The sequence below is a fragment of the Dietzia sp. IN118 genome, assembly GCF_032905965.1.
Lineage (GTDB): Bacteria > Actinomycetota > Actinomycetes > Mycobacteriales > Mycobacteriaceae > Dietzia > Dietzia kunjamensis.
Genome location: NZ_JAUMSR010000001.1, coordinates 218413 through 234800, shown reverse-complemented (window position 1 = coordinate 234800; position 16388 = coordinate 218413). Strand labels below are relative to the sequence as shown.

Here is a 16388-nt window from a genome sequence, read left to right as displayed (position 1 = left end):
ATGAACCCCATGAACCGTCGCGGATTCCTCGGCGTCCTCGGCGCCACCGCGGCCGCCACCACCCTCACCGCCTGCGCGGGCGCGGGCGGCGACACATCCGGTGAGTCGGGCGGAACCGCCTCCGGCGGCGACACCGGCACCATCACGTTCTGGTCCAACCACCCCGGTGACTCCAAGTCATTCGAGACCGACATCATCGCGGCGTTCGAGTCGGAGAATCCGGGCCTCAAGGTCAACCTCGTCGACGGCGGGAAGAACTACGAGGAGGTCGCCCAGAAGTTCAACGCGGCACTCACCGGCGGCGAGCTGCCCGACGTCGTCGTGGTCTCCGACGTCACCTGGTTCAACTTCGCGCTCAACCGGCAGATCACCCCGCTGAACGACCTGTTCACCGAGGCCGGCGTCGATACCGCTGACTACGTCGACGCCCTGCTGGGCGACTACGTCCTCGAGGGCGACAACTTCGGCGTGCCCTTCGCGCGGTCGACGCCGCTGTTCTACTACAACAAGGAGGTGTGGCGGGCCGCCGGGCTGCCCGACCGCGGCCCGGAGAACTGGACCGAGTTCGCGGAGTGGGCACCCCGCCTACAGGACGCCATCGGGGACGGCAAGCACGCCATCGCGATGTACGACGGCTCCAACTACATGGACTGGACCGGGCAGAACATCATCTGGGACTTCGACGGCGCCTTCTCCCGCGACTGGACCCCGACCTTCACCGACGACGGCACCATTCGCGGCATGGAGTACATCAAGAAGCTCGACGACGTCGGTTTCCTGGTGGTCTCCGCCGACTCGATCGTCGAGTTCGGTTCCGGTCTCGCCGCGTGTGCACTGGCCTCCACCGGCTCGCTCGCCACCGCCAAGACCAACGCCGGTTTCGAGTTCGGCACGGCCTTCCTGCCCGGGGCGGCCGAGAAGAACTCCTGCCCGACCGGCGGCGCGGGCGTCGCGATCCCGGCCGGTATCTCCGACGAGCGCAAGCTCAACGCCATGAAGTTCATCGACTTCCTCACCAACACGCAGTCGACGGCGACCTTCGCGCAGGGAACCGGGTACATGCCGGTCCGTAAGTCCGCCCGCGAGGCGCAGGAGATCAAGGCCTACCTGTCCGAGACCCCGCAGGCGGTCACCGCGATCGACCAGCTCGCGCACACCCGGCCTCAGGACAACGCCCGTGTCCTGGTACCCAACGGTGGTAGGCGCATCGGTGGCGCGTTCGACCGTGTCCTCGGTGGCGCCGACATCCGCGAGACCATGCAGCAGGTGCAGGACGAGACCGCGCAGATCATCGAGACCCAGATCCAGCCGAAGCTCAACGGCTGACCGGTCACCGCCGGCGATCGCCTACGCCCGGGGCCGGGCACCTCGTATCCGGCCCCGGCGTCGGCGTCGTTCGGCGGCCCCGGCCCCACCCCTGACCCCACAGCCGCGTCACCTCCCCCGAACATTCACGCACGAGGAGCACCCCACCCGATGGCCACCGTCCGCTTCGACCACGCGACCCGCCGGTTCGACAAGGGATCGGCGCCCGCCGTCGACGCCCTCGACATCGACATCACCGACGGCGAGTTCCTCGTCCTGGTCGGCCCCTCCGGCTGCGGCAAGTCCACCAGCCTGAGGATGCTCGCAGGTCTGGAACCCGTCGACGCCGGCCGCGTGTTCATCGACGAGCTCGACGTGTCCGGCGTCGCTCCCCGCGACCGCGACGTGGCCATGGTGTTCCAGAACTACGCGCTGTATCCCAACATGACGGTCGCCCAGAACATGGGGTTCGCACTGCGCAACGCCGGCGTCAACAAGTCCGACACCCGCAAGCAGGTCGAGGAGGCCGCGCGGATCCTGCAGCTGGATCCCCTCCTCCACCGCAAACCCTCCCAACTGTCCGGCGGCCAGCGCCAGCGGGTCGCCATGGGTCGGGCGATCGTGCGTCGGCCCAAGGTGTTCTGTATGGACGAGCCACTGTCGAACCTCGACGCCAAGCTGCGGGTCTCCACCCGCGGGGAGATCGCCGGGCTGCAACGACGGCTGGGCGTGACCACGGTGTACGTCACCCACGACCAGGTCGAGGCCATGACGATGGGTACGCGCGTCGCGGTGCTCAGAGACGGCGTCCTCCAACAGGTCGCGGCCCCCCGCGAGCTGTATGACCGGCCGGTCAACGCGTTCGTCGCCGGCTTCATCGGCACGCCGGCCATGAACCTCCTCGAGGTGGCGGTCGAGGGCTCCCGGGCCCACGTCGGTGACGCCGAGGTGGCCATCCCCGCCTCACTCGAGGGCCGCGACCGCGTCACCCTCGGTGCCCGACCGGAGTCACTGCGGGTTGTGGGCGAGGACGAACCCGGCCTGGATCTGGTGGTGGACCTGGTCGAGGAGCTGGGCGCGGAGTCCTTCGCGTACGGCCACACCGACGCCGGCGACCGGATCGCCGTGCGCCTGGACCGGGCACACGGGACCGCGGTCGGCGAGCGCCTCCGCGTCCGGCACGTCGACTCCGAGGTCCACGCGTTCGACCCCGAGACCGGCCTCCGCTTGAACTGATCCGGCGCGCCTGGTCACCGGGGCGGAACGGGCGCGAGCACGCCCAGCAGCTGATCCGCGGGAACGCAGCGCGGCGGCGGGCCGGCCGGCTCGACACCACCCGGGCCCCGCGGCCCGCCGAGGGCGTCGATCACCAGGTCCACCGCTCGAGGCGACGCCAGCACGGTCAGGTGCCCCGAGCGGTCGACCTCGCAGCCGTCCTGCAGCCGCACCACGTCCAGGTCCACGAAGTCCGGCACCTCCGGCGCCACCACCGGCCCGGTGAGTTCGTCGTAGTCCGAGGACACCGCCACGTACCGCACCCCGCGCGCGAACGGGACGCCCTCCTCGCCCAGCCACGCGAGCGTCGCCTCGGCGTCCTGCCGCGCGGTGTCGGGCGACAGCACGCCGAGCAGATCGGTGACGAACTCGGGTGGCCCGTCGCCGGACCGGGCGGGATCGGCGCCCAGCGTGACGACGGTGCGCACGGCGTCGGCCCGGGCGGTCGCGGTGACGTAGGAGGCGATGATCGCGCCCTGCGAGTGCCCCACCAGGTCCACCTCGGCGGCCCCGGTGAGCGCACGCACCCGGTCGATCTCGGCGGCGAGCTGCGGCGCCGAGGCGCCGGTGAGCGAGTCGACGCCGCCCACAGACGTCGGGGCGCCGCCGGGTCCGGGTGGCGCGCCCACGGTGGGGGCCCAGACGCAGTAGCCCTCGGCGGCCAGTGCGGCGCCGAAGGTGGCCCACGAGTTCCCGCCGGTGAGCCCGGTGCCGTGCACGAGGATCACCGGCGCGGGGCGCTGCGCGGTCGGCCGGCAGTCGTCCCGGTTGATGCCGGGCGGATCGGCCAGGCCGTGGGTGAGTTGGTACGCCGCGCCGTCCCACCACCGCCACGGGACCTGGTCCGTGGTGGGGGCGGGAGCGGCCGCCGCCGTGGGCGCGGCAGCCGCGGGGACGGGGGCGACGACGACGAGGGCCGCCGCCGCGAGCAGTCCCGCGATCCCGGTCCGGTTCACGATCCCGGCAGCGGGGGGATCGGTCCCAGGTACGGGGCGACCGCCTCACACCGCGGTTCACGCGGGTCGGCGGGGTCGAGGGCGTTGAGCACGAAGTCCGCGGTCCGGGGATCCGAGGCGATGGCCAGGTGCTCGGCCCGGTTCTGCTCACACCCGTCCTGGATGGTGATGTTGGTGGCCCGCGGACCCTCGACGACACCGACGGTGTACGGCCGGACCAGCTGGTCGTAGCGGGTCACGAGGTTGAGGTAGGTCACGCCCGGCGCATAGGGGGTGCCACCCGACCACAGGAGTTCGAGCGTCTCCGACCCGGCCGCCATCCGGCCGAGGGACGGCGCGATCTCGACCGCGCGTCCGCGGTCCCCGCTGGCCAGGGCGGTCCCGATCGCCCCGGACCCGGTCCCGCGGGAGCCGTGCCACAGCGGGGCTACCGAGGCGACGGTGTTCACCTTGCCGGGCCGGCCGACCTTGGCGACCAGGCCGGAGACGAGCGTCCCCTGCGAGTGGCCGACGAGGTCGACCTGCTCGGCACCGGTCGAGGCGAGGACGCGGTCGACGAACTCGCCGACCTGCGGCACCGAGACCTCCGTGATGTCCGACAGGCCGCCCAGGAGACTGACCGGCCACGGCTGGCCGGGCAGCGCCCCGTAGGTGAGCGTGTAGACGCAGTAGCCCTCGTTGTGCAGCAGCGGCCCGTAGGTGGCCCAGTTGGTGACCGCGCCGCCCCAGGTGCCGTGGACCAACACCACGGGGCGCGGCTTGTCGGCGGTGGGGCGGCACGACCAGTCGTTGGCCCCGGGCAGCTCCGCCCCCGGGGCGGTGAGCGCCCGGGCGGCTCCGGAGAAGAAGGAGTACGGCACCGGCAGCGGTGCCCGTCTCGACGGGTCGGTGGCGTTCGCGGCGCCCACGCCCGTCACCGCGAGGAGGGCGGCGCCGGTGACGGCCAGGGCGGCCCGCAGGGTTCTCATCTGGTCATTAAGCCACGCCCGGTGATCATCGGGAGGTCCTTCGCGTACACGAGTCCCGGCGCCGCCGCCACGACCGCCTCCACCGAGTTGACCAGCCGCATCGCGGTGACGAGCATGCCGGAGACGTTGTGATCGCCGTGCTCGGCGTGGTGTCCGAACTCCACCCGCATCGCGGGCTCGCCGGTGATCTCGATGCGGTAGCAGCCGTCGCCGTGGTCCGGGCGCGGCCAGTCGGGGGCCTGGTCGTGCGCAGTGCGAGTGACGTGCTCCAGGACGATGCGGTCCTCGCCGTCGACCTGCCCCACCACCTCGAACCGCAGCGCGGCCTGCGTCCCCTCCGGGACCTCGCACGCAAGCAGGTTCAGGTCGCGGTCCGCGGGCAGGCGCTCGTGTCGCTCCAGGAGCGGTTCGTCGAGGGTGACGTCGAGGGCGGCCGCGAGCTGGCGGACCACCGATCCCCAGCCCGCCGCGAGCATCCCCGGACGCAGCAGTGGCGGCAGCGAGTCCATGGGCCCGCCGAAACCGAACAGTCGCCGCATGGTCTCACCCTGGTGGTACACGGAGTAGTCGGCGATCTCGCCCACGCGGATGTGGTCGATCCGCCGGGACAAGCTGGTCATGGCCAGCGGCAGGACGTCGTTGGCGAAGCCGGGGTCGATGCCGTTGACGTGCAGTGTGGCGCCGCCTTCACGTCCGGCGGCGGCGAGCTCGGAGATCATCTCCTCGGGCAGGGTGCCGTGCGGGTACTGCAGCAGCACCGGACCGGAGGCCACCACGTCGATACCGGCGCGCAGGAAGCGGCAGAAGTCGGAGATCGCGTCCACGAACCGCGTCTCGGTCTCGGCGGTGTAGACCACCGCGTCCGGGTCCAGCGCGAGCAGCGCGTCAGTGTCATCGGTGGACGCGATACCCAGGTCGCGGTCCACCCCGGCGAGTCGCCCGGCGTCCACGCCGACCTTGGCCGGGTCGGAGACGTACAGGCCCACCAGTTCCAGCTCGGGCCGGGCGGCGATCGCCTCGACTGCCATCCGGCCCAGATACCCCGTCGACCATTCCACTACCCGGATCGTCATGGGCACCGACACTATCCGTCGCCCCGACCCGGGGGTTACCGCTTCCACGCATCCGGCCCTCGGTGTTCAGCTCCTGTAGGGCGAGGTCCCGCGCTCCCCGACGTCCTTCGCGGTGTCCGGGTCCCGGGCCTTGCGACGGCCCCCGACGTGGGCCTCCTCGCGCATTCGCTCGCTCATGTGCGGGTAGTGCAGTTCGAACGCCGGGCGCTCGGAGCGGATCCGGGGCAACACCGCGAAGTTGTGACGCGGCGGCGGGCACGAGGTCGCCCACTCGAGGGAGTTGCCCGCGCCCCACGGGTCGTCGACCGTGACGATCTCCCCGTAGCGCCAGCTCTTGATGATGTTCCAGATGAACGGCAGCATCGCGATGCCGAGGATGAACGAGCCGACCGTGGAGATCTGGTTGAGAACTGTGAAATTGTCCGTTGCCAGGTAGTCGGCGTACCGGCGCGGCATGCCCTGGTTGCCCAGCCAGTGCTGCACCAGGAACGTCGTATGGAAACCGATGAACATCAGCCAGAAGTGCCACTTGCCCAGAGTTTCGTCGTACATGCGGCCCGTCATCTTGGGGAACCAGAAGTACACGCCGGCGAACGTGGCGAACACGATGGTGCCGAAGAGCGTGTAGTGGAAGTGCGCCACGATGAAGTACGAATCGTGGATGTGGAAGTCGATCGGCGCCGACGCCATCATGATGCCGGTCAGCCCGCCGAACAGGAACGTGATCATGAATCCGAGCGCAAACAGCATCGGGGTCTCGAAAGTGATCTTGCCTTTCCAGATTGTGCCGATCCAGTTGAAGAACTTCACACCGGTCGGGACCGCGATCAGGTACGACATGAACGAGAAGAACGGCAGCAAGACCGCACCTGTGGCGAACATATGGTGCGCCCACACCGCCATTGACAGTGCGGCGATCGCGAGGGTCGCGAAGACCAGGCCGGCGTAGCCGAACAGCGGCTTGCGCGCGAAGACCGGAAAGACCTCGGAGACGATGCCGAAGAACGGCAGTGCCACCACGTACACCTCGGGGTGGCCGAAGAACCAGAACAAGTGTTGCCAGAGGATAGCGCCACCGTTCCCGGGGTCGTAGATGCGCCCGCCGAAGGTGCGGTCGTAGAACACCCCCATGGCCGCAGCGGTGAGCAGCGGGAAGATCAGCAGGATCAGAACCGACGTGAACAGTAGGTTCCAGGTGAATATCGGCATCCGGAACATGGTCATACCCGGGGCTCGCAGGCAGATGATGGTCGTGACGAAGTTGACGGCACCGAGGATCGTGCCGACGCCGCCGATGCCGACGCCGAGGATCCACAGGTCCGCGCCCACGCCCGGGGAGTGGATCTTGTCCGCCAGCGGCATGTACATGGTCCATCCGAAGGCGGCCGCACCGCCGGGGGTCAGGAAACCGGTAAGTGCCACAGTCGCGCCGAACGTGAAGAGCCAGAAGCCGAACGCGTTGAGCCGGGGAAACGCGACGTCGGGCGCACCGATCTGGAGCGGCATCACGTAGTTTCCGATGCCGATCACGATGGGGGTGGCATAAAAAAGGAGCATCACTGTGCCGTGCATGGTGAACAGCTGGTTGTACTGCTCATTCGACAGGAACTGCATCCCCGGAAGGAAGAGCTCGGCGCGGATGAGCAGTGCCATGAGGCCGCCGGCGAAGAAGAAGATGAAGCAGGTGACGATGTACATGATGCCGATCAACTTGTGGTCGGTCGTCGTCAGCATCTTCCACACGAACGCGCCCGGCCGACCTCCACCCGTCGGGACGCCCGGCGGGTGGTCGAGCTCACGCGTCGGGCGCGTGGGCGGTACAAGAGTCTCCGACATATCGCTCCCCTGTCGTTCGTTCATCCGAAACTAGGCCGGGAGCCTCGGAACCGCATTGATCTAGGTCAACTCGGTGTGAGGAAATGCACACGTGGGCGCCCCACAGGGCCACACTGGTGACATGACCGCGCACGGGGACGATTCCGGAGTCACCGGGTCCGCGCTGTTCGCGGGCTCGGTCCTGTTCGCCTCGCTGCCACCCCGGTGCGGGGCCGCCCTGGCCGCCTCGTCGCGGACGAGTACGGCGAGGCCAGGCGCGGTGGTGCAGGTGACCGGGGAACCGGTGGGCCGCCTGGTGGTGATCACGGCCGGGGCCCTCCATGTCGTCCGGGAGGACCGGTCCGGGCACCAGCGTCACGTCCGGGTCCTCGGCCCCGGGAGCCATCTCGGCCTGGTGGAGTTCGCACTGGGCTGCCCTGCCCGTCACACCGTCGTCGCCGCGGAGGCCACCACGCTGACCAGCGTCTCGCACGGCGCGCTCCGGTCAGCGGCCGCCGCGTGCCCGGTGCTCAACGACTCGATCACCCGCGAACTGGCGTGGAAGGTGGTCGAGAGCGAACAGCACCTGGCGTCGATCACCTCGGAGGACGTGCTCACGCGACTGTCCGCCTACCTCGTGTCGTTACCCGGGTCGCCCCGCCAGGACGGGCGGATCCGGGTGCGACTGCCACTGTCCCAGTCCGACCTGGCCACGCATCTGGGGACGACCCCCGAGACGCTGAGCCGTCGACTACACGACCTCATCGCCTCGGGGGCGGTCGAGAGGGTCGCGCGGCGGGAGTTCGACCTCGACCACCGCCGACTCACCGGCGCCTGAGCACCCTCACCAGATGCTGACGCGCTCCTCGGGGGCGAGCCACAGTCCGTCGCCCTCGGTCACGTCGAAGGCGGCGTGGAAATCGTCGAGGTTGCGGACCACCTGGTTGCAGCGGAACTCCGGCGGGGAGTGCGGGTCCACGGCGAGCCGGCGGGCGGCCTCCTCGGCGCGGGTCTTGGTCCGCCACACGATCGCCCACGAGATGATGAGCCGCTGGATGCCGGTCATCCCGTCGATCTCCGGGCCCACCTCGGTGCCCTCGGCGGGTTCGCCGTCGGTGCCCTGCTCGTTCGAACCCTGCTCGTTCGAACCCTGCTCGTTCGAACCCTGTGCCAGCCGGTAGGCCAGCAGCGCGATCGTGAGACCGCCAAGGTCGCCGATGTTCTCCCCTACCGTGAAAGCCCCGTTGACGTGGTCCTTCGTGGCGTCCAGGCCGTCGGGGGTGAGGCCGTCGTACTGGGCGATCAGCGCCTCCACGCGGGTTCCGAACGCCTCGCGATCGTCGTCGGTCCACCAGTCGACCAGGTTGCCGTCGCCGTCGTACTTCGCTCCCTGGTCGTCGAACCCGTGACCGATCTCGTGCCCGATCACGGCACCGATCGCCCCGTAGTTGGCGGCGTCGTCGGCGTCGGCGTCGAAGAACGGCGGCTGCAGGATGGCGGCCGGGAAGACGATCTCGTTCATCACCGGGTTGTAGTAGGCGTTGACCGTCTGCGGCGTCATGTGCCACTCACCGCGGTCGACCGGGCCGCCAAGCTTGCCCAGCTCGTAGTGGTGCTCGAACTCGGCGGAGCGGCGCACGTTGCCGAGCAGGTCGTCGGCGCGGACCTCGAGCGCCGAGTAGTCGCGCCACTTCTCGGGGTAGCCGATCTTGGGCACGAACGCCTCGAGCTTGGCCAGCGCCCGCTCGCGGGTGGCCGGGGTCATCCACGGCAGACGGCTGATGGAGTAGCGGTAGGCCTCGGTGAGGTTCTCCACCAGCTCGACCATGCGCGCCTTGTGGCCGGGCGGGAAGTGCCGGGCCACGTACTCCTTGCCGACCTCCTCGCCGAGGGCGGCCTCGACCGCACCGACACCACGCTTCCAGCGGGCCTTGTTCTCCTCGGTGCCGGACATGACGGTGCCGTAGAAGCGGAAGTTCTCGTCCACCAGGTCCGAGGTCAGGAACGGCGCGCGCGCGGAGACCGTCCGCCAGCGCAGCCACTGCTTCCAGGTCTCCAGCGGCTCGGAGGCCCACAGGTCGGCCACGGCGGTGAGGAAGTCGGGCTGCATCGCGACGAGCCGGCCGAACGTCTCCTCGGTGCCGCCGAGCTCGCGGGCCCACTCATGCCAGGGGAAGCCGGGGGCCTGCTGCGGCAACTCGTCCCAGGTGACGGGGTTGTAGGTCTTGTCCGCGTCGCGACGGGCCACCACGTCCCAGTGGGCGGCGGCGATGCGGGTCTCCAGCGCGACGATCCGCTCGGCGGTCCGGCGGGCCCCGGTCTCCCCGTCCACGTCGTCGACCAGCCCGGCGAGGTCGAGCATCCGGGCGATGTGGTCGGTGTACTGCTCGCGCATCTCGGCGTACTGGTCCTCGCGGTAGAAGGACTCGTCCGGCAGCCCGATGCCGTACTGCACCAGGTAGAGGATGTACTCGCTCGAGTTCTTGGCGTCGTTGTTGACGTAGGCACCGATCAGCCCGCCGACGCCAACCTTCTCCAGCCGTGCCATCGCCAGCGCGAGTGAGTCGGCGTCGGTCGCACCGTCGATCTCGGCCAGATCGGGCGCGAGCGCGGCCACGCCGGCGGCCTCAACGGCGTCGGTGTCCATGAAGGAGGCGTAGAAGGCGCCGATCTGCGAGTCGACCGGGGCGTCGGTGATGATGTCGCGCACCCGCTCCTCGGACAGGTCGCGCAGGGCGAGGAACGCACCGTCGATCGGCCGGTCGGCGGGGATCACGTGCTCACGGATCCAGGTGCCGTTGACGTGCTGGTAGAGGTCGTCCTGGGGCCGGACGTCCAGATCGACGTACTGCAGGTCGAGGCCCGAGGGACGGGGCGCGTCGGTGGTGGGGATCTCGGTCGCTGTCATGTGACCAGGTTACGTAAGTGGTCGCGGGGTGGGCGGTCGGCACGACGTCGGAGGTCGCCACCTCCGTGACGACGACGAGGCGGGCCGACGGGATGCGCCGAACCGGTGAGGCGGGCCGGTGGTCGTGGATGCCGCGCGCGGCTGCCGGACGCGGGTCAGGGCAGGCCGTGGCGGGCGTTGTGATCCTTGGCGCCCTGGTAGGCGTCGACCATCCCCCAGATCCAGAACCCGAACATGATGGGCAGTCCGATGAGGATGACCGAGAGCAGAGCACCCACGAGGTAGCCGGCGAGGATGCCCACACCCCTACCGGCCCGGCCGACCAGCATCGTCCCCAGGCCGGGCACGAGGAGGGACGCCACCAGCATCAGCGCCGGGTCCTTGCGGGCCGCCGGCGGGAACTGACCGTAGGACTGCATCCCGTACCGCTGACCATAGGACTGCATCCCGTACGGCTGCTGCGCCCCGTAGGCGTACTCGGCGCCGTAGAAGGGCTGCGCGCCGTACTGACCCGGGTCGAACTGACCGCCGCCCTGCGGGCTCCCGTACGGCGGGGTTCCGTACTGCGGTCTCCCGTACTGCTGACCGCCGTAGCCGCCGGCCCCGTACTGCTGACCGCCGTCGTGACCGGGCCACTGCTCGTTCGCCCGACCGCCGAACGGGTCGTCGGGCCGGTCGGAGGCGTTGCCATCAGCGGGAGTACTCATGGGTCCACAGTATCGCGGCGCCACGACAGGTCGTCCGCCATGAAGTCCGCTCGCACCGCCACCACAAGCGGCCCCGGCTGCACGTCCTCACTGGCTTGCGCTGCCCGATTGCACACTCATCGAAGGGGTTGGGCTGCGTGAATGGACCATTCCGGGCGCGTAGGCCGGGGGCGGCTGCGGGCCGCCCTCTAGTTGCGGGCCGTCATCCCGGGCCGCGCCCAGATGTCCGCGCAGTCCACGCACGCGTCCTCCGAGACGATGCCGACCCGCTGGAGCTGCCCGTACATCCAGCAGCCCAAGCAGAAGCCGAGCGCGGCCTCGGCGAGCGCGGCGGCGACCAGCACACCGAGCACGACGCTGCCCGCCACCGCGAACCCGGCGAGGAACAGTCCGAACGCGATCGAGGACATCACCAGGCCGATCGTCTGGGCGAATCGCTTGGGCGCGCCGGCGACCATCTTGGGCTCGTCGCTGACCCGCGGCGCGAGCACATGGACCGACAGGCGACCGAACGGCGAGTACCGCGGGCCGCCGGCAACGCGGAGCGCGAAACCCACCACCAGCGCTCCCGCCAGCCATGTCCGGGCGGGCTCGGGAGCGAGGAGGGTGACCACCGCGAGCGTCACCACGAGGGCGGCGGTGCACCGCGCGGCGTAGTCGTTGACGATCTCGGGGAAGACGAACGCTTCTCGCAGACTCACAGTTCTCGCTCCTCACACACTTCGATAGACCGATCGGTCTACCCCGCGGACCAGAGTACGCCTGCGCCCCGCGGATTCCCAGATGCCGCTAGTGTCGGCCCATGATCCCCGGTAGAGCAGCGGCCGGCACCGTCGTCGCGGCGGCCGCGTCACTCGCATTGGCGCTGTCCGGGTGCGGCCAGGTCAGCGTCGGAGACCAGACCCCCGCGACCGCGGACCCCGCCGTCCCGGCCACGGCCACGGCCACCTCGACCATCGCGACGGCCACCTCATCCCCGGGAGCCGCGGCCCCCACCGCGACGACGCCGCCCCCGACGCCCGGGCCGGAGGCCACCCCGGGCTGCGGGACACTGACCGAACCCGTCCATCGCCTCGTCCACGGCGCCGGCACCGATCGCGAGGCCGTCTCCGCCGAGGTCCGCCGCCTTTCCGACGGGGTCACCGACAACGCACTGTCCGCGGTGGCGAGTCGACTGTCGGGCATCGCAGTGCAGCCGACCGTCTTCCCGGCAGCGCTCGAGGCCCAGTGGGACCAGTTCCGGCGCCTCTGCGACCTCCCCTGATCGCGCCCCCTCTACGCTGACGGCCGTGCCCCCACCGCTGCGTCGCCGCTCGAACTCACCTCGTCCACCCGCCGCCCCCGTCATCCCGAGGCGGGAACAACTCGAGCCGCCGCGCACTGAACTCGAGACGGACGGCCTGTGGGACGGGGTCCTGGCCGCCGGCGAACACGCGCCCGACCCGGAGGAGGGCGCGGCGCAGATCGGCGGGATGGAGGTCCGGGAGTCCGCACTCGAGAACCTCCGGTTGAGCGGAGCCCGCGCGGACGGCCTGAGGCTGACCGATGTCGTGATCAGCAGCTGCGACCTGTCGGGACTGGTGGCCGACGGCGCCTCGCTCACCCGCGTGAGTTTCGTGGGTTGCCGACTGACCGGGATCGTGTTGTCCGACGCACGATTGACCGACGTGACGTTCGAGGACTGCCACGCGGACATGATCAACCTACGGATGGCCCGACTGCAGCGGGTCCGCCTCGCCTCGACACGGTGCCGGCAGGCCGACCTGCTCGAGGCGCGCATCGCCGATCTGACCACAGAGGGCTCCGACCTGCGTGGGGCCGCGTTCGACCGGGCCACCCTCTCGGCCGTGGACCTGCGCGGCGCGGACCTGGAGGACCTACGCGGGGCGTCGGCACTGCGGGGCGCCCTCATCTCGCCCGACCAGGTTCTGGGCGTGGGCCTGGCGCTGATCGGCGAGGCGGGGATCCGGGTCGACTGACCGGCCACCCGCATCCGGTCACTCACCTCCGGCCGCCCGACGTCAGGGCGCAGCGCGACGAGTCTCGCGAGAACAGATCAGATCAGATGCGAAGCGGACTCGCGCCACTGGTTCACTGCCCGGTTGATGATCGCCTGGAGCTGCAGGATCTGGTCGCGATCGGTGAGCGTGATGCCCTCGGCCCCGGTCTGCAGCCGCAACTCGGGAACGCCCCGCCCCGCGCCGTGCTCGTCCAGCATCACGGTCTCGGCGACCGACACCTCCAGAAAGGGGTCGTCGCCCGGGCCATCGACCTCGGTCACGAGGTCTTGGCGGTAACGCGGGGTGGTCAGGTCGATCGCATTGTTCATTGAGGGGCACTCCCGACTGGTCGGTGGGATTGCCTTAATCGTAGGTGAGGAAGCCAGGTCATCGAACGCGTGGGGCAGCGTGTTACAGGTTGTAATCAACCCGTGATCTTGGCCACTCTCCGGTCGCTCTCCGGCCACCCTCCGGCGCCTCACCGCGACCGCCGTGCGGACCGGAACTGGACAGATGTGAGAAACGTTGCGTGAGTTGCTTGTGTGACTGGAGGGGTTGCAACATACTCAGCCCATGACATCTGCCGGACCGTCGGCCCGACGCGCCCCCCTTCCCCGCCTTCTCGTCGCCGTGGCCTCTGCAGCAGCCCTTTCTCTCGGCCTCCTCGTCGTCGTCATCTCCCCGCGCGCCGACGCCGGCGTCCCCCTGGCGCCCGCCTACCACGGCCTCGCACAGGGGGTCGACGCCGCGAGCTGGCAGCACCCGCACGGTGCCGGCGTCGACTGGCACGCGGCCGCCGCGTCCGGGCAGTCCTTCGCCTTCATCAAGGCCACCGAGGGCACCGGACCCGCCAACCGCTACTACGAGTCCGACGTCGCCGATGCGCGCGCCGCCGGCATGCTCGTCGGCAGCTATCACATGGCGCGCCCCGCCATGGACCCCACGCAGCAGGCCCACGCGTTCGCCGACCGACTGCAGTCCGTCGGCGGCCCGCAGCTCCCGCCGGTGCTCGATCTGGAGAAGGACGAGGGCCTCGACCCCGCCGAGCTGGCCGACTGGACGCAGGTCTTCCTCGACACTCTCGCCCACCGGACCGGTCGCGCGCCGATCCTCTACACCTACCGCTACTTCTGGATCGATCGGATGGCCAACACCCACCGCTTCGCCGAGTTCCCGCTGTGGCTCGCCGAGTACGGGGTCTCCGAGCCCACGCTGCCCGTGATCGGCGGCTGGAACGAATGGCTGTTCTGGCAGCGCTCCGAGACCGGTGAGGTGCCCGGCTTCACCGACGCCGTGGACCTCAACGTCTTCGCCGGCACCCGCGACGACCTCCACGCCTGGCTCGGCCACGTCGAGCCCGCCCCGGCCCCGGCCCCCGCACCCGCGCCAGCACCCGCGCCCGAAGCCACACTGGAACCCGCACCGGCGCCCCCTCCCCCGCCCGCCCCCGAGCTCGTGGCGGATCGTGAGATCGTCGAGGCGCCCGCCGGGATCCCGCCGGAGGCACCCGTCCCGGTCGAGCCGTTCACGATCCCCGTCCCGCGCGACCTGCCGACCCCGGACGGGGTGCGGCTGCCGGAGACCATCGAGGTCCCCCGAGAGGTTGTGGCCCAGCTGCCGCCCGGAATGCGCTGACCTCCGGCGACGTCAGCGCGGTGCGGGTTCGCGTCGCCGCACCACGGCGGCGCGGATCGCACGCCATCCGATGAGGAGGACGGCGGTGACGACGCCCGCCACCACCATGAAGCTCCAGTGCGGCACACGCCCGTCACCGAGACCGCGGATCACCATGCCCACCACCAGCGTGGCCAGCCACAGCAGTACGCCCGACCCGACGGCGGCGGGCGCGCGGCGGGTCGCCAGCAGGATCAGCCACCCCACTGCCAGCCCGATGAGGAACGGCCACGCCGTCCCCCAGACCTGCGCCACGCCGAGCCCCTCGGAGTGCGCGCCCCGGCCGAAGGTGGAGAACACCACCACCAGCACCGCGTCGAGCGCGATCATCACCGGTACCGCCACTCGACTCACCGTCTCCTCCCCTCCCGCCGCTCGCTCGCACTGACCGAGCAGGACGCGTCGCCGGCCTCGTCCACGACCCCGTCCTCACGGACGCGCAGCAGCGGGATGGGACCCGAGTCGTGATGCACATGGGGGCGCCACGGTGTGCCCTTGAGCGGCCACATCGCCGAAATCCCGGCCGGCGGGGCCGCCGCGACGGTCTGCCGCGACGCGGCGGTATACGCCGCCGCGGGGGACGGAGAGGGGGACGACGACGAGGTGTTCTCCCCCGGGTCGTCGGCGTCGTCCGGGTCGGCGTCGGGGTCGAGGTCCACGGCACCCCGGTAGAAGAGGAAGAAGACCACCCATCCGGCCAGGGCGACCAGCACGAAGCTGACGATGCGGTAGACGAACACCGTCGCGAACGCCTGATGCGCACCGAGCCCGCCCGCGGTCAGGGTCGTGATGAGCGCGAACTCCACGGTCCCCAGCCCGCCGGGCGTGATGGGCGCGCTGGCCACGATCTTGCCGGTCACGTAGGCGATGCACAGCCCGCCGATGCTGTGCTGGGCACCGACGGCGTTGGCCGCCGCCCACAGACAGCCGATGTCGGCGACCCAGTTGAGCAGGGAGAACGCGAAGGCCTTGGACAACTGCGTCTTGGTCAGTTCGACGGCCTCGGCCTGCTCGACGACCTTGCGCACCGCGGCGGCACCGTGGTCGGCGGGTTTGCGACGCCGCGCGTTGATCCACTCGAGGAGGGCCAGGAGCGCCCCCTCGATCCTGTCGGGGTTCCGGGCGGCCCACTGGACCACCACCACGATCCCCACCAGGCCCATGGCAGAAAGCGCCAGCAGGAACGGGTTGGACACCGTCCCCACCAGGAAGAAGCCAAGCAGCGCCAGCAGGACGATGCCGACGGTCGACAGCACGCCGGAGATGACGAGCTGCCACGAGGCGACGACGCGGGTGGCGCCCCACTGCCGGGTCTTGCGATAGGTCAGGGTGGTGCCGAAGACCTGCCCGCCGGGGATGCTCGTGGAGAACGCGTTGGCGGAGAACACCAGGCCGACGCTGCCCCAGTAGCCCACCCTGACACCGGCGGACTGCAGGAGCAGTTTCTGCACCGAGCCGTAGCTCGACATCGACAGGTAGGAGAACACCAGCGCGGCCGCGACCCAACCCCAGTGCGGGCGGGTGACGGCCTCGAATCCCTCGGCGAAGAACGGCATCTGGCCACGGAGCCAGTAGAGGATGAAGCCCAGGACAGTGAGGGTCGCGATGGCCTTGAACCACGGATTGCCCAGGACCACCCGGATGCGACGCCGCGCCTCGGCGCCCCGCGTGCCCATCATCGACCCACCATAACCAAAGGATCCGACC

The 16388-nt window shown here is 70.3% G+C and carries 16 protein-coding genes; 6 read left to right on the top strand and 10 right to left on the bottom strand.

The genetic code is table 11. The annotated features are described in order from the left end of the window. Window positions 1–1326, top strand: a complete 1326-nt coding sequence (locus Q2K20_RS01195) for an ABC transporter substrate-binding protein (protein WP_317176539.1) — start codon at window positions 1–3, stop codon at window positions 1324–1326. A gap of 150 nt (window positions 1327–1476) precedes the next feature. Further along, window positions 1477–2541 carry an ABC transporter ATP-binding protein gene (locus Q2K20_RS01190; RefSeq protein ID WP_067717165.1) on the top strand — a complete coding sequence of 355 codons (1065 nt, stop codon included), beginning with the start codon at window positions 1477–1479 and terminating at the stop codon, window positions 2539–2541. Between the two features lie 14 nt (window positions 2542–2555). On the opposite strand, the gene Q2K20_RS01185 is transcribed toward Q2K20_RS01190, so the two are convergent. From Q2K20_RS01185 to ctaD, 4 genes are all read right to left on the bottom strand, one after another. After that, the gene (locus Q2K20_RS01185; protein WP_269504501.1) at window positions 2556–3536 is read right to left on the bottom strand and encodes an esterase/lipase family protein; all 981 of its coding nucleotides are present in this window, start codon (window positions 3534–3536) and stop codon (window positions 2556–2558) included. Next, on the bottom strand, window positions 3533–4504 hold the full coding sequence (locus Q2K20_RS01180; RefSeq protein WP_317176538.1) for an esterase/lipase family protein: 972 nt from the start codon (window positions 4502–4504) through the stop codon (window positions 3533–3535). Before Q2K20_RS01180 ends, Q2K20_RS01185 begins: the two co-directional genes overlap by 4 nt. Continuing rightward, a complete protein-coding gene (locus Q2K20_RS01175) occupies window positions 4501–5577 on the bottom strand; it encodes a diacylglycerol kinase (RefSeq protein ID WP_069390029.1) in 1077 nt (358 codons plus the stop codon). Before Q2K20_RS01175 ends, Q2K20_RS01180 begins: the two co-directional genes overlap by 4 nt. Window positions 5578–5643: 66 nt before the next feature. After that, on the bottom strand, window positions 5644–7413 hold the full coding sequence (ctaD, locus tag Q2K20_RS01170) for a cytochrome c oxidase subunit I (protein ID WP_069390028.1): 1770 nt from the start codon (window positions 7411–7413) through the stop codon (window positions 5644–5646). A 121-nt stretch (window positions 7414–7534) separates the two neighbouring features. On the opposite strand from ctaD, the gene Q2K20_RS01165 reads away from it, so the two are divergent. Then, a complete protein-coding gene (locus Q2K20_RS01165; RefSeq protein ID WP_067715997.1) occupies window positions 7535–8230 on the top strand; it encodes a Crp/Fnr family transcriptional regulator in 696 nt (231 codons plus the stop codon). A 6-nt stretch (window positions 8231–8236) separates the two neighbouring features. Here the strand turns inward: Q2K20_RS01165 and Q2K20_RS01160 are convergent, their stop codons facing one another. The 3 genes from Q2K20_RS01160 to Q2K20_RS01150 all read right to left on the bottom strand — a co-directional run bounded on the left by Q2K20_RS01160 (window position 8237) and on the right by Q2K20_RS01150 (window position 11708). Beyond that, window positions 8237–10300 carry a M13 family metallopeptidase gene (locus Q2K20_RS01160; RefSeq protein ID WP_269504493.1) on the bottom strand — a complete coding sequence of 688 codons (2064 nt, stop codon included), beginning with the start codon at window positions 10298–10300 and terminating at the stop codon, window positions 8237–8239. A 155-nt stretch (window positions 10301–10455) separates the two neighbouring features. Next, a complete protein-coding gene (locus tag Q2K20_RS01155) occupies window positions 10456–11007 on the bottom strand; it encodes a hypothetical protein (protein ID WP_159148467.1) in 552 nt (183 codons plus the stop codon). Between the two features lie 188 nt (window positions 11008–11195). After that, window positions 11196–11708, bottom strand: a complete 513-nt coding sequence (locus Q2K20_RS01150; protein ID WP_159148468.1) for a DUF4395 domain-containing protein — start codon at window positions 11706–11708, stop codon at window positions 11196–11198. 101 nt (window positions 11709–11809) lie between these two features. Here Q2K20_RS01150 and Q2K20_RS01145 point away from each other — a divergent pair, with 101 nt between their 5' ends. Then, on the top strand, window positions 11810–12271 hold the full coding sequence (locus tag Q2K20_RS01145; RefSeq protein ID WP_301163050.1) for a hypothetical protein: 462 nt from the start codon (window positions 11810–11812) through the stop codon (window positions 12269–12271). Window positions 12272–12296: 25 nt separating this feature from the next. Beyond that, the gene (locus Q2K20_RS01140) at window positions 12297–12986 is read left to right on the top strand and encodes a pentapeptide repeat-containing protein (RefSeq protein ID WP_269529043.1); all 690 of its coding nucleotides are present in this window, start codon (window positions 12297–12299) and stop codon (window positions 12984–12986) included. A 77-nt stretch (window positions 12987–13063) separates the two neighbouring features. Here the strand turns inward: Q2K20_RS01140 and Q2K20_RS01135 are convergent, their stop codons facing one another. Beyond that, window positions 13064–13336: a hypothetical protein gene (locus Q2K20_RS01135; RefSeq protein ID WP_067715983.1), complete on the bottom strand. Its 273-nt coding sequence runs from the start codon at window positions 13334–13336 to the stop codon at window positions 13064–13066. Between the two features lie 244 nt (window positions 13337–13580). Between Q2K20_RS01135 and Q2K20_RS01130 the strand changes: the two genes are divergently transcribed. Then, window positions 13581–14642: a glycoside hydrolase family 25 protein gene (locus Q2K20_RS01130; protein ID WP_317176537.1), complete on the top strand. Its 1062-nt coding sequence runs from the start codon at window positions 13581–13583 to the stop codon at window positions 14640–14642. Window positions 14643–14654: 12 nt separating this feature from the next. On the opposite strand, the gene Q2K20_RS01125 is transcribed toward Q2K20_RS01130, so the two are convergent. Then, on the bottom strand, window positions 14655–15035 hold the full coding sequence (locus Q2K20_RS01125; protein ID WP_235027816.1) for a DUF3054 domain-containing protein: 381 nt from the start codon (window positions 15033–15035) through the stop codon (window positions 14655–14657). Then, window positions 15032–16360, bottom strand: a complete 1329-nt coding sequence (locus Q2K20_RS01120; RefSeq protein ID WP_317176536.1) for a YbhN family protein — start codon at window positions 16358–16360, stop codon at window positions 15032–15034. The genes Q2K20_RS01125 and Q2K20_RS01120 overlap by 4 nt, the downstream gene beginning before the upstream one ends. Between the last annotated feature and the right edge of the window lie 28 nt (window positions 16361–16388).